Genomic DNA, 22,932 nt, shown 5'->3' on the forward strand with positions numbered 1-22,932 from the left:
CAATTCAGGGCGGCAACGTCGATGAAATGCGCGGCTTGCCACTGGCTTGTGCCGCGCAATGGCCGGGCCGGGCCGGCCTCAGCGCTCGAGGTAATGGGTTTGCGCGGCAAAGTCGATGAACCGCTTGCTGGCCAGCGACAGGTATTCCCCCGAGCGCCAGCACAAGCGGAAGCTCATCAGCTGCGCTGGCCGGAACGGCACGCCGACGATGCCTGGCGTGCGCTGCTGCACCGAGCGCAGCAGGGTGGCCACACCCATGTTGTCCAGTGCCGCCTGCACCACCAGCGAGACGAAGTTGCTCTGCAGTGCCACCTGGTAGGTGATGCCGTGTTCGGCGAAGAACGCGTCGAGCAGGTGACGCTGCACGAAGGTGCGGTCGAACACCACCATGTCGGTATTGCGCAGGTCTTCGGCAGTGAGGAAGGCCTTGCCGGCATAAGGGTGATCGGGGTGCATGCACGCCAGCATCTCGTCGCTGCCCAGCAGGATCGATTCCTTGTCGGGCGGCACGCGCCTGGACTCCAGCAGCGCGAGGTCGATTTCCCGCTGTTCGAGGCGCTGGCCAATGTCCTCGGCGCTGCCTTCGAACACGGTCATGGCAATGCCCGGGTACAACCGGCGGAAGGCGTTCATCAAACCGGGTACATAGTGCAGGCCGAACATCGGCGGGATACCCAGGCGTACTTCGCCGCGCTTGAGGTCGGCCATGTCGCGCAGCTCCTGCCGGGCCACGTCCATTTCGCGCAGGGCCGAGGCAATCCGTGGCAGGAACCGCTCGCCCTCGGCGGTGAGGATGACTTTGCGGGTAGTGCGGTTGAACAGGGTCACGCCCAGTTCCTCTTCCAGGCGGGTAACGGCCATGCTCAGCGCCGGCTGGGCGATGTGCAGGTGCTGCGCGGCCTTGGTGAAGCTGCCCTGGCGCACGATTTCGACGCAGCAACGCAATGCCTTGAGATTCATTGTGGGGGACTACCAATCAGAGGAGTTGCATTCATAACGAACTGTGATGTCAGGCATCATAACAATATATTTATTATTATTAACCGGAGGGCCTACGATGCGCGCCACTGAGACATCCTGCAACATCTCAGTCACGCAGCTTGATAAATCTGCAATCCCACGAAGATTTTGAGGTAGTACCCTAAATGGCCAAGGCCGCCGATGTCGTTGTGCAATGCCTGGAAAACGAAGGTGTCGAGTATGTATTCGGCATTCCAGGTGAGGAAAACCTCGACTTGCTGGAATCCCTGCGCAAGTCGAAGATCAAACTGGTACTTACCCGTCACGAGCAGTCCGCAGGTTTCATGGCTGCCACCTACGGTCGCCTGACCGGCAAGACCGGCGTCAGCCTGTCCACCCTCGGCCCCGGCGCGACCAACCTGGTTACCGCCAGCGCCTACGCCTACCTGGGCGGCATGCCGATGATGATGATCACCGGCCAGAAGCCGATCAAGAAGTCCAAGCAGGGCCGTTTCCAGATCATCGACGTGTGCGGCATGATGGACCCCATCACCAAGTACACCCACCAGTTCGCCTCGGCCGACAACATCCCGGCGCGCATGCGCGAAGCCTTCCGCCTGGCTGAAGAAGAAAAGCCGGGTGCGGTCCACCTGGAACTGCCGGAAGACATCGCCGCCGAGCAGACCGACGCACTGCCGATCCCGCCAAGCCTGCACCGCCGCCCGCTGGCCGAGCACGTGGCCATCGAGGCTGCCGTGCAGAAGCTGCAGAACGCGCGTAGCCCGATCCTGGTGATCGGTGCTGGCGCCAACCGCAAGATGACCGCTAAGGTCCTCAAGCAGCTGATCGACAACACCGGCATCCCGTTCATCACCACGCAGATGGGTAAAGGTGTGGTCGACGAGCGCCACCCGCGCTTCCTCGGCAACGCTGCGCTGTCGTCCGGTGACTTCGTCCACCGCGCGATCGAAGCAGCCGACCTGATCGTCAACATCGGCCACGACGTGATCGAGAAGCCGCCGTTCTTCATGGTCCGTGGCGGCACCGAGGTCATCCACATCAACTTCCGCTCCGCTGAAGTGGATGCCGTGTACTTCCCGCAGGTGGAAGTGATCGGTGACATCGCCAACGCCGTCTGGCAGATCGGCGAAGCGCTGAGCGACACCTCGCACTGGGACTTCACCCGCCTGATGGCCATCCGTGAAGCCAACGAAGCCCAGATCGCCGAAGGCGCCGACGATAGCCGCTTCCCGGTCTACCCGCAGCGCCTGGTCGCCGACATCCGTCGCGTGCTGCCGTCCGAAGGCATCGTGGCCCTGGACAACGGTATCTACAAGATCTGGTTCGCCCGCAACTACAAGGCGCACAAGCCCAACACCGTGCTGCTGGACAACGCCCTGGCGACCATGGGCGCCGGCCTGCCATCGGCGATGGCGGCGCACCTGGTGCACCCGGACCGCCCGGTGATTTCGGTATGCGGCGACGGCGGCTTCATGATGAACAGCCAGGAGCTGGAAACGGCAGTACGCCTGGGCATGCACATCACCGTGGTGATCCTGCGTGACGACGGCTACGGCATGATCCGCTGGAAGCAGGCCAACATGGGCTTCACCGATTTCGGCCTGGACTACGGCAACCCGGACTTCGTCAAATATGCCGAAGCCTACGGTGCCAACGGCCACCGCGTGGAAAGCGCCGACGGTCTGCTGCCGCTGCTCGAGCACTGCATCAAGACCCCGGGCGTGCACGTGATCGACTGCCCGGTCGATTACAGCGAGAACGACCGCATCCTCAACAGCGAGCTGCGTGAGCGCGCGCTGGCGGTGTAACGCCTGACCGGCCTGCGCCAATGCAGGCCCTTGTTGCAGGAGCGGCCTTGTGTCGCGATGGGCCGCTCCTACACGAGGTTGTGCTTCTGCCCTTGCGCCGATACCGGAGTCTTCTACGCTCTGAAGGGGGCAGGGGGAGCCGGTTTCATGGAGCGAAAGAGCGCGCGGTTCATTGGCATTCGCGGCCTGATGCTGGTGCTGTTGTCAGCCAGTGTCCTGGTCACCTTGGCCACGTGCCTGGTTGTGGCCCATGGGGTGTTGCGGGACGCGCTGATCCGTTCGGCGCTGGAGTCCCATAAGGCCTACGCCTACAAGGTGGCGTCGGGCATCGATCAGTTCATCCACTCGGTGCACGAGCGCCTGCAATACAGCAGCCAGCTGATCGGCTCGGGTTTTACCGACCGTGCCCTGGTACAGGCCGAAGTGAAACGCCTGCAGGTGCAGGATTCCGAGCTGCAGATCGTGCTCACGGCCGATGTTTCGGGGAACATCCTTGACGGTTACCCGCAGCTGGACTTCGACAAAGCCGTGAAACTCGCCAACGCCGTCAGGCGAGCGGCAAGCGCGGGGCGCCCGTTGGTCAGCCAGGCGTTCATTTCCCCAGCGGGCCATTTCAGTGTGCTCATCTCCAACCCGGTACGCGACGGCGCAGGCAACGTGCTCGGCTTGATTGGCGGGGTGGTCAACCTGCGTGAGGGCGGGGTCATGAGCAACCTGCTGGGTGGGCATCAACTGGCTGATGCATTTGCCTTCGTCGTCGATGAAAACCTGCAGATCCTCTACCACCCGGATGCAACCAGGCTGGGGGCGGTACTGAGCACCAGCGCCACGGCTCATGCCGCCTTGCGCGGCGGGGAAGAGGGAGAGCTGGAGGCGACAGACTACCGGGGTATCCCGATGTTGGCCGGGTATGCCGAGGTCAAGGGCGCGCACTGGGCAGTGGTCACCCAGCAACCGCGAGACAACGCGTTGCATCCGTTGCGTAACCTGATGCATGACATGTTGTTCAAGTTGCTTCCGGTGAGCCTGCTCGGGCTGGCACTGATGCTGGTGGTGTCCACCTGGGTTACGCGTCCGCTGCGCCAGTTGGCCAACAGCGCGCAACATGTACCCGAGCTGGCCGCCAGCCGGGAATTGCATGCAATGAACGCGTGGTATGCCGAGGCCGCGGCGATTCGCAGCGCACTGGTGTCGGGAATCCAGTCGCTGGACCAGAAGATCAGTAGCCTGAACCATGCTGCAGAAAGTGACCCGCTGACCGGCCTGGTCAACCGCCGGGGCATGAATGCTGCGCTGGCTATCCTCGACGCGCAGGCGCAGCCGTACTGCGCGCTGGCGCTGGATATCGACCACTTCAAGCGGGTGAACGATACCTGGGGGCACGATGTGGGAGATGTCGCCCTGCAGCATATCGCGGGCATCATCCAGTCCTGTTCCCGCGCAGGCGACCTGGCTTGCCGCGCCGGGGGAGAAGAGTTCTGCCTGCTGTTGCCGGATACTGGCCTGCAAATGGCGACCGAGATTGCCGAACGCATCCGCACGACGATCGCGACCAGCCCGCTGGACAAGGTCGGAACCATGACGATTTCCATCGGGGTTGCCTGTCGCAGCTGTGCAGAACAGACCTCCGCCGCTATCCTCAAATGCGCTGACGAGCGCTTGTACAAAGCCAAGGCAACAGGGCGCAACCGTGTGGTCAGCGCCGATTGGCCGCTGGCCGGCGAGCAGCCCGCCTGAGCTTCGGCCTGGCTGATGGCGTTTTCGAGCCGCGCCCTGCTTGCTGTCACGCAAGCCTTGAAGCCAGGCCACGATCAATGGTCTCATCCTGCGCCGCAGACCAACTGGTATCGAGCAATGACCCGCCCGTTTCTTGTTTCCATCGATGGGCCCAAGGGCACCGGCAAGACCACGCTTCTTGAGGCCGTTACCAAAGCCTTGAGGGCCGCCAACCATAAAGTTATTCGGCTCAGCGAAAAGAACAGCGACCCCTGCCGCAGGGAAACCATGGCCCTGGTCAATCATCTGGCCAGGCACCCCTGCCGGGATCTGGAGTTGCGCGTGTGCGAGCGTCTCGCCGAAAGCCGTGCCTGGATTTCCCGGCAGGTGTTGCCGGCGCAACCACCCGGCAGCATCATCCTGATTGACCGCTGGTACCCGTCGGATGCCGCATTCCGCCGCACAGTGCCGTTCGACGAGATCCTGCGACTGAACATCGCCCGAAAAGTGCAAGTGCCGGATTTGCACGTCGGGGTTGTCACCGCCGCTGTTACCTCCTGGGCAAGGGCGGCGGCACGAACGCGCGGGTTGGGCAGTACGGTGATGCATAGCCTGGACGAGCAGGTGGCTTGTACCGAGGCGTTCGAGCGTGCGGTTGTGGAGCATGGCTGGGTACTGTGCCGTAATGAAGGGCCGATTGAGCAGGCAACGCTGCAGATCGTGACCGAGATCAGCGCCTGCGTCGACAGTCGCGCCTGAACCTGGCCCCCATTCCTGTTGCAGGAGAAATACGATGGCAATTGATTCGCTGGCGTTCACGCCATGGTCCGCGCTGGCCGGTGGTGTGTTGATCGGGCTCGGCGCAGGGCTGTTCGCGGTGCTGAACGGCCGTATCGCCGGGATCAGCGGTTTGCTCGGTTCGTTGTTGCAGCCAGCCGGGCAAGGGCGCCGGGAGAAACTGGCCTTTATTCTGGGGTTGCTGGCGGCACCGCTGCTGTGGGGGGTGTTTGCCAGCGTGCCTGTCCCCCGATTCACTGCAGCAGCCGGGACACTGGTGGTTGCCGGGCTGCTGGTCGGGCTTGGCACGCGCTACGGCAGTGGTTGTACCAGCGGCCATGGTGTCTGTGGCCTGTCGCGGCTGTCTCCCCGGTCAGCCGTGGCAACGCTGTGCTTCATGGCCAGCGGTTTTGCCACGGTGTATGTCGTCCGACACCTCGTACAAGGGGCCTGACATGCGTGCTCTCAGTGGGTTTATCGCCGGGCTGCTGTTCGGCGCAGGGTTGCTGCTGGCCGGGATGGCCAACCCGGCCAAGGTCCTTGCTTTCCTCGACATCGCCGGGCAGTGGGACCCTTCGCTGGCGCTGGTGATGATCGGCGCTATTGCTGCTGCATGGTTGCCGATGCGCTGGGCGCGCGGGCATTCGACGGCATTGCTGGGTGGGCCGATGCAGCTGCCTGACCGACGTGACGTGGATCGTCGCCTTGTCGGCGGCAGCCTGGTGTTCGGCATAGGTTGGGGCCTTGCCGGCATGTGCCCGGGGCCAGCGTTGGTGCTGCTGCCGGCAGGGTACTGGCAAGCCTGGCTGTTCGTGGCATCAATGCTAGGCGGCATGGTTGTGTTCCAGTGGTTGCACAAGGGTGGGGGTACGGTATAGCTCGGCGGCACATGTATATTCCAAATTGGTAGTTCAGTTAGGTTTTATATTTCTATTTACTATTTATAAACCTATTGTCTACTGAGTAACCGTCGATGTCCGAACCGAAACCCCTATTGTTTGCGCTCTACGAACAGGCCAGTGTTGGGTGCGGTGGTGCTCCGAGTCTCTGGACCCACCCGGCTGACGAACGCCTGGCGGCCAATACCTTCGAGTTCTGGTCCAACCAGGCCCGTATTGCCGACCAGGCCAACCTCGACATGTTGTTCTTCGCCGACGTTCTGGGTTTCTACGATGTGTTCGGGGGCAATGCGCAGGCGGCGCTGAAATGGGCCGTCGAGGCGCCTGCCAACGATCCGTTGATGATCATTCCAGGGCTGGCTGCGATCACTCGACACTTGGCCTTCGGCGCCACCGTTACCACGACCTACGAGCATCCGTTCAGCCACGCCCGGCGGTTCAGCACGCTGGACCACATGACCCATGGCAGGATCGGCTGGAACATCGTCACGTCGTATCTTTCCAGCGCGGCGCGTAATTTTGGCCTGGAACAGATGATCCGCCATGGCGACCGCTACGAGCGGGCCGAAGAATTCATGGATGTGGTGTACAAGCTGTGGGAAGGCAGCTGGGCGGATGATGCGGTGGTCGCCGACAAGGCACGCCAGGTGTATGCCCAGGGTGACCGGGTCAAGCCTGTCGAGCATGTTGGCGCGCATTATCGGGTGGCCGGGCCACACCTCTGTGCGCCGTCACCACAGCGCACGCCCCTGTTGATCCAGGCCGGCTGGTCGGGCAGGGGCCGCGAGTTCGCCGCCAAACATGCCGAGCTGATATTCATCGCCAAGTCCGACCCCCACGAAATTCGCCAGGGCCTGGAACAAATCTGGGCCATGGCCGAGGCACGTGGCCGCAGCCGGGGCGATGTGCAGTCGTTGACGGTGCTGCGGATCGTCACCGGCAAAACCGAGATCGAGGCGCAGCGCAAGTACGATCAGTTGCAAAGCAACTACCACCTGGAGGCCCAGCTGGTCAGTTATGCCGGCGACACTGGCTTCGACCTGAGCCGCTATGCCGACAGTGATGCACTGTCGAACCACACCGAAGGCCTGACTTCCTACATGATGCGCCCGGATGGCAGCGGCAGGCCGTTGACCGCAGGGGACGTCAGGAAGCGCTTTGCCAACGTCACGCGGGGCACCGACCTGATTCTGGTGGGCACGCCGCAGCAGGTGGCCGATCGCATCGAGGAACATGCGCGCATTTCGGGTACCAGTGGCTACATGCTCAACCCGTTGACCAGCCCCGGCACGCTGGAAGATTTTGTCGAGTTGGTCGTACCGGAGCTGCAGAAGCGTGGGCTTTACCGGAGCCAACCGCAGACCGGGACCTTCCGCTCCCGCTTGAGAGCGGATGGTGCCAGCCGGTTGCCGCCGAGCGCCTATGGCGCGTCATTCCGCTCGGCCTGGTGATGACCTGGCGGCAAAGAGGGCGTTTGGCCAACGGGGCCTGCTCAGGCAACGGGAATCGGGTTGTCGACCAGCGCCTGGTTGAACTGGTTGATCAGCGCGTGCTCGTTGATCCCCTGGTTGGCGCGCAGCGCGACGACCCGGTCCACCAGCACCTCGGTTGTCGCGGTCTCGAGCTTGACCAGGGTTTCTTCAATGAAAGCATCGAGCGGCATGGCGCGTTCATCACCGCTTTTGTGAACCAGGTCGGTATCGACCCATGGCGGTGCAATTTCCAGCACTTTCACGCTGGTGTCACGAAGGGTGAAACGCTGCGACAGGGAATAGGAGTGCAGCGCAGCCTTGGTTGCCGAATACAGTGCGGTGGCCGCCAGCGGCAAGTAGGCCAGCACCGAGCTGTTGTTGATGATGTAGGCGTCCGGCTGGCGTTTCAGGTGTTCGACGAAGGCGGCGCTGACACGTACCGGGCCGAGCAGATTGGTCTGCAACAGGCTCACCGCCTGGGCGTCGTCGTAGTCACCCGATGCCGGGTTGTCGAACGGCATGATACCGGCGTTATTGATGATCACGTTCAGCGAAGGGTGGCGCCGGATGACCTCCTGGGCGACCTCCTTGATCTGCTGCGGGTCGTTGATATCGAGCCGCACGGTATCGATACCGGGGTTGGCCTTGGCGATCTCGTCCAGCAGTGCTTGGCGGCGGCCCGCCACGATCACCTGGTTGCCACGCTGATGGAAGGCTTCGGCCAGGGCGCGACCAATGCCCGAGGTGCCGCCAGTGATGAAGATGGTGTTGGCGCTGAGTTTCATGGGTGGTTTCCTGTCTTGGCGATCAATTGGCGGCGTAACGCGGGGCCAGGCGGTTGCTGGACAACTGGCTGAACAGGGCCTGGCGGCTGGCTTCGTAGCGCTCGAACGCCTCGAGGTCATGCAGCGAGGGAATGGAGATCAGCTTGCCGGCGTCGAAATCCTGCAGGGCACCGTCCACCAGGTCCTCGGCCGACATCACGATGGCGGGGTCGAGGTTCTCGACCGGCAAGCCGCCGATCTGCCAGAAGTCGGTCGCGGTGGCGCCGGGCAGTACCGCCTGGATCTGGATGCCTTGGTCGGCAAGTTCCCTGTGCAGGGAATGGCTGAAAGCGGTGACATAGGCCTTGCTGCCGCCATACACGCCATTGAGCCGCTCGGGGGCGAGGCTCACCACCGACGAGATGTTGATCACCGCGCCGTGCTGGCGAGCGACAAAGCCCGGGACTGCTGCATAGGTCAGGCGGGTCAGGGCGGTGACGTTGAGGGTGATCATTTCGGCCATGCGCTCGACATCACTTTCCAGCAGGCTGGTATGAGTGCCGATGCCGGCGTTGTTCAGCAGCAGGCTGATACTGGCGTCCTCGCGCAGCTTGCGTTCCACCTTGGCCAGGTCCTGGGCATTGGCCAGGTCTGCCGGAAACACTTCTACATTCCGTCGGGTTGCCGTGGTAAGCCGGCTGGCCAGGTCGTTCAGGCGCTCCCGGTTGCGCGCCACCAGTATCAGGTCGTAGCCCCGGCGGGCCAGGCGTTCTGCGTAGATCGCGCCGATTCCGGTGGAAGCGCCGGTGATCAGCGCGGTGCCTTTGAATTGCTGCGTCATGGTCATGCTCCAGTGGTGGGTTGCGGTGGAGCCATGATGACAAGGGCCAGGCTTGTCTCAAACGACGTATATGGTACGCTTTCGAGACATTGCAGCAGGAGTTCAGCGATGCACCGGGTCGGCTATCTGATGACCGAAGGCTTCCAGATCATGTCCCTGGCGACCCAGGCCGTGTTCGAGTTTGCCAATATCGTCACCGGCGAAGCGGTCTACAGGATTCAGAACTTTTCCATCCAGGGCGGCACCGTGCGCTCTTCCCTGGGCATGCATATCGACACGCTACCTTTGGGCGCTCCGGGCCTGGCCGACACCTGGATGGTCACTGGCACCTTGACGCCCTTGACGGCACCTGATGAGGCTGTGCTGGCCAGCGTGCGTGGCTTTGTCGAAGGCGCCCGGCGCACTGCCGGCCTGTGTACCGGCAGCTTCGTCCTGGCCCATGCGGGTGTGCTGCAGGGGCGTCGAGCGACGACGCACTGGGCCTATGCGAAAAAGCTGCGCGAAATGTACCCGCAGGTCGAGGTAGAGGAAGACCGCATCTTCATCGTCGATGGGCCGGTCTGGACCTCTGCCGGCATGACAGCGGCCCTGGACATGGCGCTGGGCATGGTGGAAAAGGACCTTGGCGCTGACGTGGCCAGGTCGGTAGCGCACAAGCTGGTCATGCACCAACGCCGTTCAGGCGGGCAATCGCAGCATTCCGAGCTGCTTGCGCTGTCGCCCCGGTCGGACCGTATCCAGGCCGCGCTGGATTATGCGCGCAAGCATCTGCACCGTTCGTTGAGCGTCGAGGAGCTGGCTGGGGTCGTGCATCTGAGCCCGCGTCAGTTCACCCGGGTATTCACCGCCGAAACCGGGCAATCACCGGCCAAGGCCGTGGAAAGCCTGCGCCTGGAGGCGGCGCGGTTGCTGATCGAGCAGAGCCGGCACAGCCTTGACGTGGTTGCCAGGGAGACCGGCTTCAGGGACCGCCGTCACATGCGCGAGGTCTTCCTGCGCGGCTTCGGCGTGCCGCCGCAAGCAGTGCGCAGGGATGCCAGGCGGGTAGTTTCTGCATGAACAACAGGGCGCCAAAGGCCCTTCAACACCGAACCAGGAGCGTGCACATGGCTGCTGTCGAGCAGAACAAGCTGTATTTCGAAGACCTTGCGGTAGGTGCATCCTTCGCCAGCGAGTCCTATGAAATGACCACCGAGGGCATTTTGCAGTTCGCCTCCGAGTTCGACCCGCAACCGTTCCATACCGATGCCGAGGCAGCGCAGGCGAGTTTCTTCAATGGCCTTGCCGCCAGCGGGTGGCACACGGCGGCGGTGACCATGCGCTTGCTGGTGGCAAGCGTTCCGCTGGCTGGCGGGCTGATCGGTGCCGGCAGCGAGATCAGCTGGCCGCGGGCCGTGCGTCCGGGCGACAGCTTACGCGTCACGACGACGGTAAAGGAACTGATCAGCTCCAAGTCCCGGCCTGAGCGGGGCATGGCGGTGCTGGAAAGCGAAACCTGCAATCAGGACGGCGCCGTGTGCCAGCGCAGCGTGGCCCGGGTGCTGGTGTTTCGCCGCGAACCAAAATTGCTGCCAGAATCTGGAGCTGATCAGTGACAGCGTCGGACTGTCCTCCACCAGTTGCTATCGGCGGATCAGGCGCCTGGAGAGCGAGGGCATCATCAAGGCCAAGATCGCGATACTGGACGAGCTGGGCATTCAAGTGACTGCCTTTTTCTGGTCAATCTGGACCGCGTTAGCAACGACATCGACCGCAAGATGCTGCACATCCTGGCCAGCCACCCGGAGATTCAGGACTGTTACCTGATGACCGGCGAGTTCGATTTCGTCATGGTGGCCGAGTTTCGAGATGCCACCGAGTACACCAACTCTATCTACCGGTTTCTCGATACGTACCGGGATATTCCCATTCGTACGTATACCTCTACCTTGGTAATGCGTACGGTGAAGAAATCTTATGAGTTGCCACAGGGAAGAGGGTTGCAGCACGCCGTCGATGCCTGAAGTTTGGAAGGAGCTTATCGATCGGCGCGAAGAAGTCAACGCAGGCCGCTCAATCTGTGCTGTAATGGCGCACCGTTCAATCAGTTGTGATATTCACAGGAGTGACCCATGTTTAAATATTTGACCCTTTCTTCGATAGGTGTAAATTTTAAAAATTGCACGAAATTGCTAATGGTGATGTTTGCATGGGCTATCTCGAGCGATATCTTGGCATCGAGCGCGGTCATGAAAACAGAGTCTATTCGCTCACTGCAATTGACCGTTCAGCTTCCGGAGCAGTTGAATATTTTGCCTGAAGATTGGGTTGCGCTCAAATACCCATCAGAACGAAGGCCGCAGGTCGTTTACGGCAACGAAGATGGTACTGTATCGTTTGGTATATCAAAGCTTAAAAAGTCTGAACTGGTTCAAATCGATGAAGTAAAGGATGCGGTAATGAATATGATGAGGAATCTGGAACCTCAAGCCTCATCGGTTACCGTCGACGGCCGTAAGGGATGGATAATACAGTTCACATCGAAGGGTTTTGATGCAAATATTCTGAATATGCAGTTATACCTGATGACGAATGAAAATCTGGTCATTGCGACCTTTAACATGACAGCCGAAAAACTCAGTGAGTTCCAGGCGCTCGGGGAGAAAACGCTTCGGTCAATTGTTTTTAACTAAACTGCGGGGCGCAAGGGTGTAGCGCTGGAGCGGGTCGAGTTTCGCAGGCTTGCCGTCCTTGCGACGTCTCCTTGGCAGATACTGGCGCAAACACTCGGTCGGTGTATTGGAAAATTGACGAGCGCGATCTCTTGATTGTCTCCGAGGTGTCACTGATACCTGGCAGCCAAGGATGATGGCGATCAGGACGATAGCCACTATCACCAGCAATGCACTGATAAGATGCGCGGGGCTTTCATCCGTTTCTGCATGTTCATCTTACATTGAAAGCTAAATGCCCCAGCGCCAACAGCGACTTGGGGCACAACCATCCTACAACATTTTTTCCAACCCAATCGTGCTGCTGAGCCATGAGTTGAAACGTCGCCACCAGCCCCCCGGTTCCTTGGACAACGTATGGCGTTGGCCATTGTCTTCGGTGACCCAGACCAGATGGCCATTTTCCAGCCGGACTTGATAACTCAGAGCAGGTGCCATGCCTTCGAGGGCCAGTCCGCGCACCTGCCCGGCCAGTGCTGGATCATCGACCAGTACCCCCACCTCGGTGTTCCACAGCAATGAGCGTGAGTCGAAATTGAACGAACCGATAAACGCTTTCTGCTGGTCGAAAACCATCGCCTTGGTGTGCAGGCTGGAGTCGGAACTACTGGCGGAACCCTTATGCCAGAGGCGCGGCCTTCCCTGGTCATGGTCACCCGATTGGCGGCGTAATTCGAACAACTGCACACCGTGCTCCAGCAAGGTTTTGCGATAAGGCGCGTAAGCACCCTGGGTGGCGGGCACGTCGTTGGCTTCCAGTGAGTTGGTGAGCAAGCTGATCGACACCCCAGCGTCGGCACGGCGGGTCAAGTACAGCACCCCCGGTTGGCCGGGCACCATGTAGGCCGAGACCAGGATCAGCTCCTTGTTGACCCCGTTAAGCTCGGGTTCCAGCTGGGTGGCCAATAATAAGTACGGGGCGGGTTCGCCACTGGACAGGACTTTGCTCGGTGCATCCCACATCGCTTTGTTCCAGGCCCAAATCAACCCCCGTCGCCAGTTGTTCAGGCGTGGCTGCGTGATATAGCTCATCAGTTTGCTATACAGCGCAGGGTTCTGTTTGTGGGTTTCCTCGAGCGATTCGTCAAGCTGGGCCTTAAGTTTGGTCAGGTCCGTGGCCGTCGGTTTGATCGTAGTGAACTGCTCGATGGGCTTGCTCAGGACACTGTTCCAGTACTGGTCAAAGCACTGTCCCAACTGTTGCGCGACTGGGCCGACACTGAGCATGTCGATGTCGGTGAAGTTCCTGTTGGGCTCGGCATCGAAGTACTCGTCGCCCAGATTGCGTCCTCCGACGATGGCCACGCTGTTGTCCACCAGCCACAGTTTATTGTGCATACGCCGGTGCTGCTGCGACAGGTTGAACAACCGGCCCAGTGTACGTGTCACCACGGTACTGCGGCCCAAATGCAGCGGATTGAACACACGGATCTGTATGTGCTGATGCGCCGCCATGGTTGCGATTATGCGCCCCAGGTCATCACTGGCGGTGTCATCGAGCAAGATTCTCACACGGACGCCGCGATCGGCGGCGGCGAGCAATTCGCGCATCAGTATCCGTGTAGTGAAACCGTCGTGGACGATGTAGTACTGCAAATCGATGCTGCTTTGCGCGTTGCGGATCAGTTCGGCGCGGGCGGCGAAAGCCTCGGCACTATCGGGAAACAAGCGAAAGCCCGATTGACCTTGATGGGGCGCAACCTGGGCCTGGATCGAACGGCCGAACGCCGAATCGTCCGCCGGCAGGGCCTGGCTCGGTTCGAGAGCGACTTCGGGTGTCGTGCAGCCGCCAGACAGCAGTATGAGCAACAGGAGGGCAAGCGGGGGCTGGTTGGTTATCACGGAGCGTACCCGGCTGATGGTGATGAAGGTATCGGATTCCGAAGAATGGCCATTCCCTTACCACCAGCATTGGGCCGTCACGACCGTGTGCAATGGTTCTTCGATCTGCGCTGTTGTTTGAAAAGCTTAGTTCAACCCGTGGTGATTGCTGTGCTGGCGCTGGGCAACAGTCTAGTGGCGGACGACCGGGCGCCAAGCGCCAACTGGGCAGCCCGGCGCAAGTCAGCCAGGCCGGGCTGGTGCTGGCTGATCGGCTGGGGTTGGCTAGGGCAAAGTGTCTGGAAAGAGCGGGAGCGTCAGCTATTGCTCGGCACGTTCAAGGCTCGGCTGCTGCGGCCTGTCATTCGCCACCAAGGGTCTTGTACAAAGTCGCCCGGCTGGGCGTTCTTGCAAGTGAAGGCTGGGCGGAATTCTGCAATGTCGCTACCCTTGGGCCCTCACGCCCAGGTCAAGAATTGTCCACTGTGAAGAAAATAGTTCGGGTTGATGATCTTCAGGTCTTCGTCACCACAGCGTCTGCAGGGAGTTTCTCGGCCGCGGCGAGGTTGCTGGATATCTCGCCGGCACTGGCCAGCGGGGCCGTCCAGCGCCTGGAAGGCAGCCTGGGCGCCAGGCTGTTCGTGCGCTCCACGCGGCGTTTGCGCCTATCGGACGATGGCGAGCGATACCTGGCCCATGCTCGCCAGGCCCTGGAGGCACTGGGTAACGGAGAGGTCGCCCTGACCGAAGGGCGCGATGAAATCGCCGGCGTCCTGCGCCTGTCCATGCCGTCGGATATCGGCAGAAATGTGCTCCTGCCCTGGCTTGACGAGTTCCAGCAATTGCATCCCAGGCTGCTGCTGCAACTGCGGGTCAGCGATCAGGTGGCTGACCTTGTCGGCCAGCAACTGGATGCGAGTATCAGGTACGGGCAGCTTGCAGATTCCAGCCTTGTCTCGCTGATGCTGGCTGCGAACAATCGCCGAACGGTGTGCGCTTCACCCGACTATATCGCTCGACATGGCGCGCCAGCCACTCTTGAAGATCTGGCCAGGCACAACTGCCTGCGCTATGTAATGGGCGAACAGACCTACGAGCGATGGAGCTTCGATACGCACGATGGACTCAGGACCATACCCGTGACCGGTGATCGCGTCAGCGACGACGCCGACATCGTAAGGCGCTGGGGCGTGGCAGGGTTTGGCATCGTCTACAAATCCAGGCTGGACGTTCTGGCGGACCTGCGCGCAGGGCGCCTGATCGAGCTGTTCCCTGGTGATTGCGGTCAACCCGCCCCCTTGCAACTGGTATGCGCTCACCGAACAGCGCTCACGCCGGCTGTCCAGGCGCTGAGAGCGTTCCTGACGGAGCGTTTCGAGCAGGTCCTGGCGGGTGGCGGAGGAGGATGACGGGGCTGCTGGCCCCGTCACGCCATGCCGTTCTCTCGATACGTCCGTGCGTCCTCGTGTGGATGAATGATCAGAAGCCTTCCAGGACAATCTTGCCTTTCGCCTTGCCGCTTTCGATCAGCGCGTGGGCCCGTTTGAGGTTGCTGGCACTGATGCTGCCGAAATGTTCGCCAACGGTAGTCCGGATAACCCCGTCGTCGATCAGTGACGATATCTTCTCCAGCAGTTGGTGCTGCTTGATCATGTCTTCGGTCTGGTACAACGAGCGGGTGAACATGAGCTCCCAGTGCACCGACAGCGATTTGCGCTTGAACGGCACCACGTCCAGCTGCGCTGGGTCGTCGATCAGTGCGAGCTTGCCCTGCGGGCGCAGTACTTCGACGATCTGCGTGAGATAACTGTCGGTGTGGGTCAGGCTTATCACGTAATCTACCGCGTGCAGCCCGAGTTGCTGCAGTTGCGGGGCAATGGCTGCCGAATGATCGATGACGTGATGCGCGCCGAGCTCAGTGACCCATGCCCGGGTTTCAGGTCGCGAAGCGCTGCCGATCACCTGCAACTGGGTGAGCTTGCGGGCGAGCTGCAGCAGGATCGAGCCGACACCGCCGCTGGCGCCGATGATCAGCAGGCTCTGACCGGCACCGCCATTTTCCTGGACACCCAGGCGGTCGAATAGCAGCTCCCAGGCGGTGATGGAGGTCAGCGGCAAGGCGGCGGCGCTGGCGTTGTCCAGCGTACGCGGCTTGTGCCCGACGATGCGCTCGTCGACCAGGTGGAATTCGCTGTAGGTACCGGGGCGGTCGATGGCGCCGGCATAGAACACTTCGTCGCCAGGCTGGAACAACGATACCGCGGCACCGACTTCGCGAACGATACCGACTGCATCCCAACCCAACACTTGAGGGCGGTCGCCGCCACGGCTGGCTCTGACCTTGGTGTCGACCGGGTTCACCGCGATGGCCTTGACTTCGACCAGCAGATCCCTGGCGCCCGGTGTCGGCTTGGGCAGTTCGTGCTCGAACAGCGACTGCGGATCTTCAATCGGAAGGCCTGGGGTGTCGTAGACGATGGCTTTCATTCGGAGGTGTCCTTGCAGGTGAGAAGTGGTGACAGGCTAGCCGTTGGGCGTTTTCTGAAAAACAAGGCGATTGCCGGAAGACTTTCCGCGTTTTGTTGAAAATCTGAATGCTGGCGCCCTCGTTGATTCGCAGCGTCCAGGCCTCTGGTTCGGGCTCGCTGTGCTGCTGGGGATATGTGAGGCGGCATCCAGTTGATCATGTCGCCAGCCGCGTGCGTTATCACCTTTCGGGATGGTAGCCACCGATGGCCATCGCAGCTCTTAGGGCCGCCAGGTGAGTCAAGCCCTGCGGAAGGTTGCCCAGATACTGCCCCGTCTGCGGATCGACCATCTCCGAGTAGATGCCTACCCCGTGTGCTAGCCCTTTCAAAGCGTCTGAATAGGCGACCACCGCGCGATCCTGGTCACCCAGAATGGCCCAGGCTTCGATCAACCAGAATGTGCAGGCCAGGAAGCAACCTTCCTCTCCCTGTGCATCGGTGTAGCGATAGTGGAAAGCGCCGGCTTTGAGATCATGGTCGAGGGCGTCCAGCGTGCTGCGTAGACGTTTCTTGCTGGGGTAGCCGAACCTGACGGCCAATGCCAGCGAGGCATCCAGCCGCTCGCTGTCTGGATGGAAAACATAGGCCTGGCGTTCCTCATTCCAGCAGTGCACCTCAATCCATTCCTGGATACGCTGCCGCTCGCGATCCCAGCGTTCCCGGCAGGTGGTGGGAAGATGGCCTCCATCTGCCAGTTCGATGGCTCGGCTCAATGCTTGCCAGCAACTGATCTTGGACATCGTGTAGTGCTGCTTTTCCGGCAATTCCCAGATACCGGCGTCCTGCTGGCGCCAACCGTCGGCGCACTGGTCGGCAAGGCCTGAGAGGAGCATGGCGCTCGGGGCATCGAGAATGTTGCCGCTGTCGATGAAGCAGCGCGCTGTTTCGAAGATGTCACCGAACACCCCGTGTTGAAGTTGGTCGCGGGCGTCGTTGCCGACAACGGGTGGCGAGTTCTTGTAGCCAGGCAGAGCGACCGGGCGCAGGCAATCACCGATTGCACCGTCGAGGGTATAGAACACCCGCGGCCCATGTTCATCCAGCCGGCGCAATAGCCAGGTAAAAGCAGCCTTGGCTTCTGGCTGAGCGCCGATGCCCAGAAACGCTTCGATGGTGTAGCCGGCATCGCGTATCCAGGCGAAGCGGTAGTCGTAGTTCTTGCCGCCGCCAATCCGTTCGGGAAGGGACGAGGTCGCTGCCGCCATGATCGAACCACTCGGAGAGGACAGCAGCAGTTTGAGGGCCAGCGCATTTCGGATGACCTGGGCCTGATACGGGCCGTCGTAGAGCAGCCCCCTTGACCATTGGCACCACTCCCGATGCGAGCCGTCGATGCGTTCATCGATCAAGGCCAATGGCGGTACCACCAGCGGCTCATCACGCCCCGCGATGATTGCGACCACCGAGCGTTGCCCCGCAGCAAGGTGAAGTACAGCACGGACGCCCATGTCGTCCTTGCGTTGGATGTGCACATGATGGTCGTGCAGGAACATGCCGAGTATTCGGCCCGCATGAAAAACGCAGGCATTGTCATTCGGCGCCACGTAGGGGCTTACCGTGTCGGCTTGGGTTCCGAAGTCGATGGCGATCTCGAAGTCGACCCTACCCTCGATACCTTCGATGCGCCTGGCAAGTTCGGCCCAGGGCAAACGCCCGGCAGGGCCACTGTTCAAGGACTCGGTCAGCCGCGCACGACCGTCGTCGGTCGTGAAGAGTGTCTCGAGGACGTTGCTGCCTGGCAGGTAGCGCCGCTCAGCAACGAACGGCTGGTTGGGGGTAATGGAAAAGTAGCCTCCTGTTTGGGGAGCCAGCAGCTTGTCGAACAGGGGGGGTGAGTCCATGTGCGGCACACACCACCAGTCGATGGAACCGTCCAGACCAGTCAGTGCCACAGAGCGCCCATCGCCGAGCGCACCATACTGCTCCAGGGGCAACCATCCACCCTCATCTCGCTGAGGTGCACCCTGTTGAGCCTCTACCGGTTCTCTTTCCATCGGTGTGCCTTCGATATCACCTGTTCTGATTCCGACACGGCTATCCGGCGTCTGGTTCGCCTTGTGTGAGCGCTGCGCAAATAGAGGAAAATGAACTTTGTCCGCGCTTGGGCTTCCCTTGTTCAAAGGCTGAAATTCGGAGCGCAAGATGAAGAAAGAGAGTGATAGGCAGAAGGCAGGCGCGCAGACGAAGCCGCATGGGGAAGAGGAACGAGACAACGATGCCCATCGTCCGGATGGATCCACGGGTACAGCCCATGATTCGACAGCGCAGAAAACGGCCCGTGATCACGTTCAGCACAAACGCTGATACTGCCATGCAAAAGCGAAAGGCTCGCCAGCACGGCGAGCCTTTCGCCAAGGATCGTCGCTAAAGGATCGGTTTGCCGCCAGTCACTGCGTAACGTGAGCCACTGATGTAACTGGCCTCGTCGGAGCCCAGCAGCACGTAGATCGGCGCGACTTCGACCGGCTGCCCCGGTCGCCCCATCGGATAGCTGGAGCCAAAGTTCCTGACGGCCTCGTCCGGCATGGTTGCCGGAATCAAAGGCGTCCAGATAGGGCCTGGCGCGACGCTGTTGACCCGAATGCCTTTCTTGCCAAGCAGCTGAGCCAGGCCAGCAGTGAAGTTGGCAATGGCCCCTTTGGTCGCGGCATAGGCCAGCAGGCTGGGGGACGGATCGTCGGAATTGACCGAGCTCGTATTGATGATCGAACTGCCCTTGGGCATGGAAGGCAGTGCCGCCTGGCAGATACGGAAGATGGCGGTGATATTGGTATCGAAGGTCTTCACCCATTCATCATCGTCAATCTCCTCCAGGGACTCATGGGCCATCTGAAACGCCGCGTTGTTGACCAGGATGTCGATTCGCCCGAACTGGCTCACTGTCTTTTCGACGATGTCGTAGCAGTGCTGTTTCTGCGCCAGGTCTCCGGGTAAAAGCAGGCATTGACGGCCTGCGGCTTCGACCCAGCGTGCGGTTTCTTGCGCGTCTTCATGTTCATTCAGATAAGCGATGGCGACGTCGGCACCTTCACGGGCATAGGCAATCGCTACTGCCCGTCCGATGCCGCTGTCTGCTCCGGTAATCAGTGCAATCTTGCCTTCGAGGCGATTGTGGCCGGTGTACGACTGCTCACCACAATCCGGGTGGGGCTCCATCTTGCGCTGTGAGCCAGGAACACTCTGAGGCTGAGAAGGAAACGGCGGGGTAGGGAAGTCTCGCATGGTAGAAGCTCCTGCAGTTGAGAACATTCATACCGGTTCGAGAGGCCTGGCCCCGGCGTGTTGGTTTCAATCTGCAGTTGGTACGACGAGCGGTGCGGGACATCATTCCAACTGAATTCCACGCCCTATCGCCTGTTCTACCGCACTCAGGTCCAAACTCATCCCGTAGCTCGGAGGCCAATTCTCATAACCCTGGATGTTCAGCATGGTACAACAAGCTTCGCCTTACGAGACTGCAGGCACGTCGTACATTCCTGTCGCTGCCGCCATCAGCGTATCCGCGCGGGGTCAGGCGTCAGCGCCAGGCGAGCGCTGCCATCGCCATGCTGATTCAAAGAATCTTGTGTTGTTCTATGGGACAGCGACGAAGGCGGCGATAATGGGGGCGATTCCCAGGGGCCATGCCATGCTGATCATCTCCAATAACGTACATCTGCCAGATGCCGAAATCGAACTGAGCTACATTCGCGCGCAAGGCGCGGGTGGGCAGAATGTCAACAAGGTGTCCAGCGCCGTGCACCTGCGCTTCGACATCCCGGCCTCATCCTTGCCCGAGTTCTACAAGGAGCGGCTGCTGGCGCTGCGTGACAGTCGCATCACTGGCGACGGCGTGTTGATCATCAAGGCGCAGCAGTACCGCACCCAGGAGCAGAACCGGGCCGACGCATTGGCGCGTCTTGCCGAGTTGATCATCGCTGCCGGCAAGACCGAGAAGAAACGCCGCCCCACCAAACCGACCCTCGGCTCGAAGACCCGCCGCCTCGAGGGGAAAGCCAGGCGCAGCACGGTCAAGGCGGGGCGGGGGAAGGTGGATTTCTAATCCGCATCGACTTCATGTGAAGCAACTTTTGCCTGAAGTTCTTCGTTGCCTATGAGACCGAGCGCCGCCCGCGCGGCGCATCGCGGATAAATCCGCTCCTACATTTGTTTGCAACGTGGCCATGCCTGTGAGGCCATGGTTGTCAGCCTTGTTGGCATGACGGGATTTTTGGATGGGCATTGATGCCGCTTCACATGCCTTGAGACATGCGCCAATGCAGGCAACCATGGCGTAACAGGTTCGGCACGTTGCAACAAATGAGCGGATTCATCCGCGATGCGCCGCGCGGGCGGCGCTCGGTCTCACAGGCGCTACATCCCCCAAGGTGAACACTTGTCCAGGCTCACAGCACCTTGAACCCATGGGTGCCGTCACGCTCGAGTTGGGCAATCAGCCCAAACTCCCAATCCAGATACCCCTGCATCGCCTCACGGGGATTGTCCGTGCCCTCGTAAGGGCGCCGGTAGCGATCGCTGCGTGGAACGGCAAGCCGCGTTTCGCCGGTTTCCAGCGGTAGCCCGGCCGCGATCCAGCGTGCGGTGCCACCTTCGAGCACGTACACCGGGGTACGCGTCAGGGCCTGCAGATCGCGCGCGGCAAAGCGCGCCAGCAGGCTGCTGCCACAGGTCAGCACGAAGCGGCTGGCCAGGGGCAGGCGTTCCAGCACTTGCCCCAACTGGGCGCGGATTGCCCAGTGGGCACCGGGGATATGGCGCTTGACGTAGTTGGCGCTGGTGGTGAAGTCGAGCAGCACGGTGCCGTCCTCCTGCAGCCAGCTGGCCAGTTGTTCGACACTCACCGCGCTGACTGCGGGTAATTCCGGCAGCACTGGCTGCCATTCGCCAGTCGCGCTGAAGTCCGCCGCGACCAGGCCATCGAGCACCGCCACTTGCCAGCCCATCTGTGCCAGCCACGAGGCGCTCATGTTGGCGCGTACACCGTCGTCATCCACCAGCACGATGCGCGCCCCGCACACGCTTGCCACATGGTCGGTTTCCTGCACCAGCTGACCACCCGGTACCGAACGGCTGCCTGGCAGGTGCGCGGTGCTGTATTCCTCGGGCGTGCGCACGTCGAACAGATACGTGGTGCGGCCGGCTTCGGCCTGCCATTGCGCCAGCCCGGCGCGGTCCAGGCGCAGGACCCCGGCACGGTCGGCCACTGTTCGGGCCTGGCGCGCGGCATTGGCACGGGTGCCGGCGCTGACTTCGCTGAAGCGCCGCTGCTGACCGTGGGCCAGTTGCTGGCCGGCCAGGGTCCAGCCGATGGTGCCGTTGCGCAGGGCTGCCACCGGGTTGGGGATGCCGGCGTTGACCAGTGACTGGGTACCGATGATGCTGCGGGTACGCCCGGCACAGTTGACGATCACCTGGGTGTTCGGGTCCGGCGCCAGTTCGGCCACGCGCAGCACCAGTTCGGCACCGGGCACGCTGATGCCGCCCGGGATGCTCATGGTCTGGTATTCGTCGAAACGGCGGGCATCCAGCACTACCACGTCAGCCTTTTCATCCAGCAGCGCCTGCACCTGCTCGGCGGCCAGCGACGGCGTGTGGCGCACGCTCTCTACCAGTTCGCCAAAGGCCTTGCTTGGCACGTTGACGTCGCGGAACAGCTCGCCACCGGCGGCGCGCCAGCCGGCAACGCCGCCTTCGAGTACGGCCACGTCGCTGTAGCCCAACGCCAACAGGCGTTGCGCGGCCACGGCAGCGAGGCCTTCGCCATTGTCGTAGACGGTGATGGCGGTGTCTGCCCGTGGCACCCGGGCGAGCACCTCCAGCTCCAGTTTCGACAGCGGAATGTTGGCGGCGAAGAGTGGGTGGTCCTGGGCGAACGGGTCTTCTTCGCGCACGTCGATCAGTGCCAGTTCCTCCCGGGCCAGCAGGGCGTGGCGGATGTCGTGGTAGTGACGGGTGGTGACGGTGCTCATCGGGCGGGGTTCTCTCTGGACAGGTCCCAGATGTTGGGCAGGTGGGTATTGGAGTAGCCGGAAATGAACGGTTTCTCGCTGCCGTCCACGGCGTATACGGCGCGCTTGACCGCGCCGATGTTGCCGCCGTAGACGTGGATGCTGATCGAAACCTGGTCGCTGAAGGCATTGCTGACTTGATGAATGTCGCCGATACGCGGCGACACCGCTTCCACCTGGCCGGGCGCCAGGCGCACCGCCGCGCCCTCGGGCCGCAGCGCGCCCTGCGCGTCGCGGGCGAAGCCCTGGGCGAGCTCGGCGCCGCGCAGCATGCCAATCAGGCCCCAGACCCGGTGGTCGTGGATGGGGGTCTGTTGCCCAGGGCCCCAGACGAAGCTCACCACTGAAAAGCGTTGCCGCGAGTCGCAATGCAACAGGTACTGCTGGTAGCGCTGCGGATCGGGTTGGGCAAGCTCGCCCGGCAACCAGTCGTCCTCGGCGACCAGTTCGGCCAGCAGTTGCTGGCCATGGTCGAGCAGGGTGGCTTCGTCAGGTTGCTGGTCGAGCAACGCGGCGAAGCGGTCGATGAAATGGCGCAAGCGCTCCGGGCGCAGGTTCTGGGTCATGGGTCAGGCTCGGCTTTCGGGTTTGAAGTAACCCTAGCAA

The 22,932-nt window shown here is 61.6% G+C and carries 20 protein-coding genes and 1 pseudogene; 12 read left to right on the top strand and 9 right to left on the bottom strand.

All coding sequences use genetic code 11. The annotated features are described in order from the left end of the window. Positions 1-78 precede the first annotated feature (78 nt). Positions 79-960: a LysR family transcriptional regulator gene (locus tag HG549_RS12350; protein ID WP_170029763.1), complete on the bottom strand. Its 882-nt coding sequence runs from the start codon at positions 958-960 to the stop codon at positions 79-81. Between the two features lie 185 nt (positions 961-1,145). Here HG549_RS12350 and HG549_RS12355 point away from each other — a divergent pair, with 185 nt between their 5' ends. The 6 genes from HG549_RS12355 to HG549_RS12380 all read left to right on the top strand — a co-directional run bounded on the left by HG549_RS12355 (position 1,146) and on the right by HG549_RS12380 (position 7,632). Further along, complete coding sequence (locus HG549_RS12355) at positions 1,146-2,789, top strand: acetolactate synthase large subunit (protein ID WP_170029764.1); 1,644 nt, start codon at positions 1,146-1,148, stop codon at positions 2,787-2,789. 147 nt (positions 2,790-2,936) lie between these two features. Next, entirely contained in the window at positions 2,937-4,526 is a 1,590-nt protein-coding gene (locus tag HG549_RS12360; RefSeq protein ID WP_170029765.1) for a diguanylate cyclase, read from the top strand. Between the two features lie 117 nt (positions 4,527-4,643). After that, positions 4,644-5,264: a dTMP kinase gene (locus HG549_RS12365; protein WP_170029766.1), complete on the top strand. Its 621-nt coding sequence runs from the start codon at positions 4,644-4,646 to the stop codon at positions 5,262-5,264. Between the two features lie 34 nt (positions 5,265-5,298). Then, on the top strand, positions 5,299-5,736 hold the full coding sequence (locus HG549_RS12370; protein WP_170029767.1) for a YeeE/YedE family protein: 438 nt from the start codon (positions 5,299-5,301) through the stop codon (positions 5,734-5,736). A 1-nt stretch (position 5,737) separates the two neighbouring features. Beyond that, the gene (locus tag HG549_RS12375; RefSeq protein WP_170029768.1) at positions 5,738-6,160 is read left to right on the top strand and encodes a DUF6691 family protein; all 423 of its coding nucleotides are present in this window, start codon (positions 5,738-5,740) and stop codon (positions 6,158-6,160) included. A gap of 95 nt (positions 6,161-6,255) precedes the next feature. Next, a complete protein-coding gene (locus tag HG549_RS12380; protein WP_170029769.1) occupies positions 6,256-7,632 on the top strand; it encodes an LLM class flavin-dependent oxidoreductase in 1,377 nt (458 codons plus the stop codon). A gap of 41 nt (positions 7,633-7,673) precedes the next feature. Here the strand turns inward: HG549_RS12380 and HG549_RS12385 are convergent, their stop codons facing one another. Both HG549_RS12385 and HG549_RS12390 read right to left on the bottom strand, forming a co-directional pair. Then, complete coding sequence (locus HG549_RS12385; protein WP_170029770.1) at positions 7,674-8,438, bottom strand: SDR family oxidoreductase; 765 nt, start codon at positions 8,436-8,438, stop codon at positions 7,674-7,676. Positions 8,439-8,460: 22 nt separating this feature from the next. After that, positions 8,461-9,258, bottom strand: coding sequence for an SDR family oxidoreductase (locus HG549_RS12390; RefSeq protein ID WP_170029771.1), 798 nt, complete (start codon positions 9,256-9,258; stop codon positions 8,461-8,463). A gap of 108 nt (positions 9,259-9,366) precedes the next feature. Between HG549_RS12390 and HG549_RS12395 the strand changes: the two genes are divergently transcribed. The 4 genes and pseudogenes from HG549_RS12395 (at position 9,367) to HG549_RS12410 (ending at position 11,930) form a co-directional block, all read left to right on the top strand. Then, positions 9,367-10,317 carry a GlxA family transcriptional regulator gene (locus HG549_RS12395; protein ID WP_170029772.1) on the top strand — a complete coding sequence of 317 codons (951 nt, stop codon included), beginning with the start codon at positions 9,367-9,369 and terminating at the stop codon, positions 10,315-10,317. A gap of 47 nt (positions 10,318-10,364) precedes the next feature. Then, positions 10,365-10,853 (top strand): MaoC family dehydratase, encoded by a 489-nt coding sequence (locus tag HG549_RS12400; protein ID WP_170029773.1) that lies wholly within the window; start codon positions 10,365-10,367, stop codon positions 10,851-10,853. Continuing rightward, positions 10,759-11,261 (top strand): annotated as a pseudogene (locus HG549_RS12405) (Lrp/AsnC family transcriptional regulator). Before HG549_RS12400 ends, HG549_RS12405 begins: the two are co-directional and overlap by 95 nt. 108 nt (positions 11,262-11,369) lie before the next feature. Then, entirely contained in the window at positions 11,370-11,930 is a 561-nt protein-coding gene (locus HG549_RS12410) for a hypothetical protein (protein ID WP_170029774.1), read from the top strand. A gap of 312 nt (positions 11,931-12,242) precedes the next feature. Here HG549_RS12410 and HG549_RS12415 read toward each other — a convergent pair whose 3' ends face one another. After that, complete coding sequence (locus HG549_RS12415; protein WP_170029775.1) at positions 12,243-13,811, bottom strand: phospholipase D family protein; 1,569 nt, start codon at positions 13,809-13,811, stop codon at positions 12,243-12,245. 473 nt (positions 13,812-14,284) lie between these two features. Between HG549_RS12415 and HG549_RS12420 the strand changes: the two genes are divergently transcribed. Then, entirely contained in the window at positions 14,285-15,199 is a 915-nt protein-coding gene (locus tag HG549_RS12420) for a LysR family transcriptional regulator (protein ID WP_170034166.1), read from the top strand. 70 nt (positions 15,200-15,269) lie between these two features. On the opposite strand, the gene HG549_RS12425 is transcribed toward HG549_RS12420, so the two are convergent. The 3 genes from HG549_RS12425 to HG549_RS12435 form a co-directional block, all read right to left on the bottom strand. Further along, the gene (locus tag HG549_RS12425; protein ID WP_170029776.1) at positions 15,270-16,277 is read right to left on the bottom strand and encodes a zinc-binding alcohol dehydrogenase family protein; all 1,008 of its coding nucleotides are present in this window, start codon (positions 16,275-16,277) and stop codon (positions 15,270-15,272) included. 220 nt (positions 16,278-16,497) lie between these two features. After that, positions 16,498-18,252, bottom strand: a complete 1,755-nt coding sequence (locus HG549_RS12430; RefSeq protein WP_170034168.1) for a glycoside hydrolase family 15 protein — start codon at positions 18,250-18,252, stop codon at positions 16,498-16,500. A gap of 430 nt (positions 18,253-18,682) precedes the next feature. Continuing rightward, positions 18,683-19,540: an SDR family oxidoreductase gene (locus HG549_RS12435; protein WP_170029777.1), complete on the bottom strand. Its 858-nt coding sequence runs from the start codon at positions 19,538-19,540 to the stop codon at positions 18,683-18,685. A gap of 406 nt (positions 19,541-19,946) precedes the next feature. Between HG549_RS12435 and arfB the strand changes: the two genes are divergently transcribed. After that, positions 19,947-20,360 (top strand): alternative ribosome rescue aminoacyl-tRNA hydrolase ArfB, encoded by a 414-nt coding sequence (gene arfB, locus HG549_RS12440; protein WP_170029778.1) that lies wholly within the window; start codon positions 19,947-19,949, stop codon positions 20,358-20,360. 343 nt (positions 20,361-20,703) lie between these two features. Here the strand turns inward: arfB and HG549_RS12445 are convergent, their stop codons facing one another. Together HG549_RS12445 and HG549_RS12450 are read right to left on the bottom strand one after the other, a co-directional pair. Then, entirely contained in the window at positions 20,704-22,287 is a 1,584-nt protein-coding gene (locus HG549_RS12445; protein ID WP_170029779.1) for a rhodanese-related sulfurtransferase, read from the bottom strand. Continuing rightward, positions 22,284-22,892 carry a cysteine dioxygenase gene (locus HG549_RS12450; RefSeq protein WP_170029780.1) on the bottom strand — a complete coding sequence of 203 codons (609 nt, stop codon included), beginning with the start codon at positions 22,890-22,892 and terminating at the stop codon, positions 22,284-22,286. The genes HG549_RS12445 and HG549_RS12450 overlap by 4 nt, the downstream gene beginning before the upstream one ends. Between the last annotated feature and the right edge of the window lie 40 nt (positions 22,893-22,932).

The organism is Pseudomonas sp. SK (assembly GCF_012975065.1).
Taxonomy (GTDB): domain Bacteria; phylum Pseudomonadota; class Gammaproteobacteria; order Pseudomonadales; family Pseudomonadaceae; genus Aquipseudomonas; species Aquipseudomonas anuradhapurensis.

Excerpts from the sequence above, each read along its gene's own strand:
- HG549_RS12400 (WP_170029773.1), top strand. The coding sequence starts at position 10,365 with ATGGCTGCTGTCGAGCAGAACAAGCTGTATTTCGAAGACCTTGCGGTA.
- HG549_RS12425 (WP_170029776.1), bottom strand. The coding sequence starts at position 16,277 with ATGAAAGCCATCGTCTACGACACCCCAGGCCTTCCGATTGAAGATCCG.
- HG549_RS12390 (WP_170029771.1), bottom strand. The coding sequence starts at position 9,258 with ATGACGCAGCAATTCAAAGGCACCGCGCTGATCACCGGCGCTTCCACC.
- HG549_RS12360 (WP_170029765.1), top strand. The coding sequence starts at position 2,937 with ATGGAGCGAAAGAGCGCGCGGTTCATTGGCATTCGCGGCCTGATGCTG.
- HG549_RS12365 (WP_170029766.1), top strand. The coding sequence starts at position 4,644 with ATGACCCGCCCGTTTCTTGTTTCCATCGATGGGCCCAAGGGCACCGGC.
- HG549_RS12370 (WP_170029767.1), top strand. The coding sequence starts at position 5,299 with ATGGCAATTGATTCGCTGGCGTTCACGCCATGGTCCGCGCTGGCCGGT.
- HG549_RS12435 (WP_170029777.1), bottom strand. The coding sequence starts at position 19,540 with ATGCGAGACTTCCCTACCCCGCCGTTTCCTTCTCAGCCTCAGAGTGTT.
- HG549_RS12450 (WP_170029780.1), bottom strand. The coding sequence starts at position 22,892 with ATGACCCAGAACCTGCGCCCGGAGCGCTTGCGCCATTTCATCGACCGC.
- HG549_RS12410 (WP_170029774.1), top strand. The coding sequence starts at position 11,370 with ATGTTTAAATATTTGACCCTTTCTTCGATAGGTGTAAATTTTAAAAAT.
- HG549_RS12350 (WP_170029763.1), bottom strand. The coding sequence starts at position 960 with ATGAATCTCAAGGCATTGCGTTGCTGCGTCGAAATCGTGCGCCAGGGC.
- HG549_RS12380 (WP_170029769.1), top strand. The coding sequence starts at position 6,256 with ATGTCCGAACCGAAACCCCTATTGTTTGCGCTCTACGAACAGGCCAGT.
- HG549_RS12385 (WP_170029770.1), bottom strand. The coding sequence starts at position 8,438 with ATGAAACTCAGCGCCAACACCATCTTCATCACTGGCGGCACCTCGGGC.
- HG549_RS12375 (WP_170029768.1), top strand. The coding sequence starts at position 5,738 with ATGCGTGCTCTCAGTGGGTTTATCGCCGGGCTGCTGTTCGGCGCAGGG.
- HG549_RS12355 (WP_170029764.1), top strand. The coding sequence starts at position 1,146 with ATGGCCAAGGCCGCCGATGTCGTTGTGCAATGCCTGGAAAACGAAGGT.
- HG549_RS12395 (WP_170029772.1), top strand. The coding sequence starts at position 9,367 with ATGCACCGGGTCGGCTATCTGATGACCGAAGGCTTCCAGATCATGTCC.
- arfB (WP_170029778.1), top strand. The coding sequence starts at position 19,947 with ATGCTGATCATCTCCAATAACGTACATCTGCCAGATGCCGAAATCGAA.
- HG549_RS12445 (WP_170029779.1), bottom strand. The coding sequence starts at position 22,287 with ATGAGCACCGTCACCACCCGTCACTACCACGACATCCGCCACGCCCTG.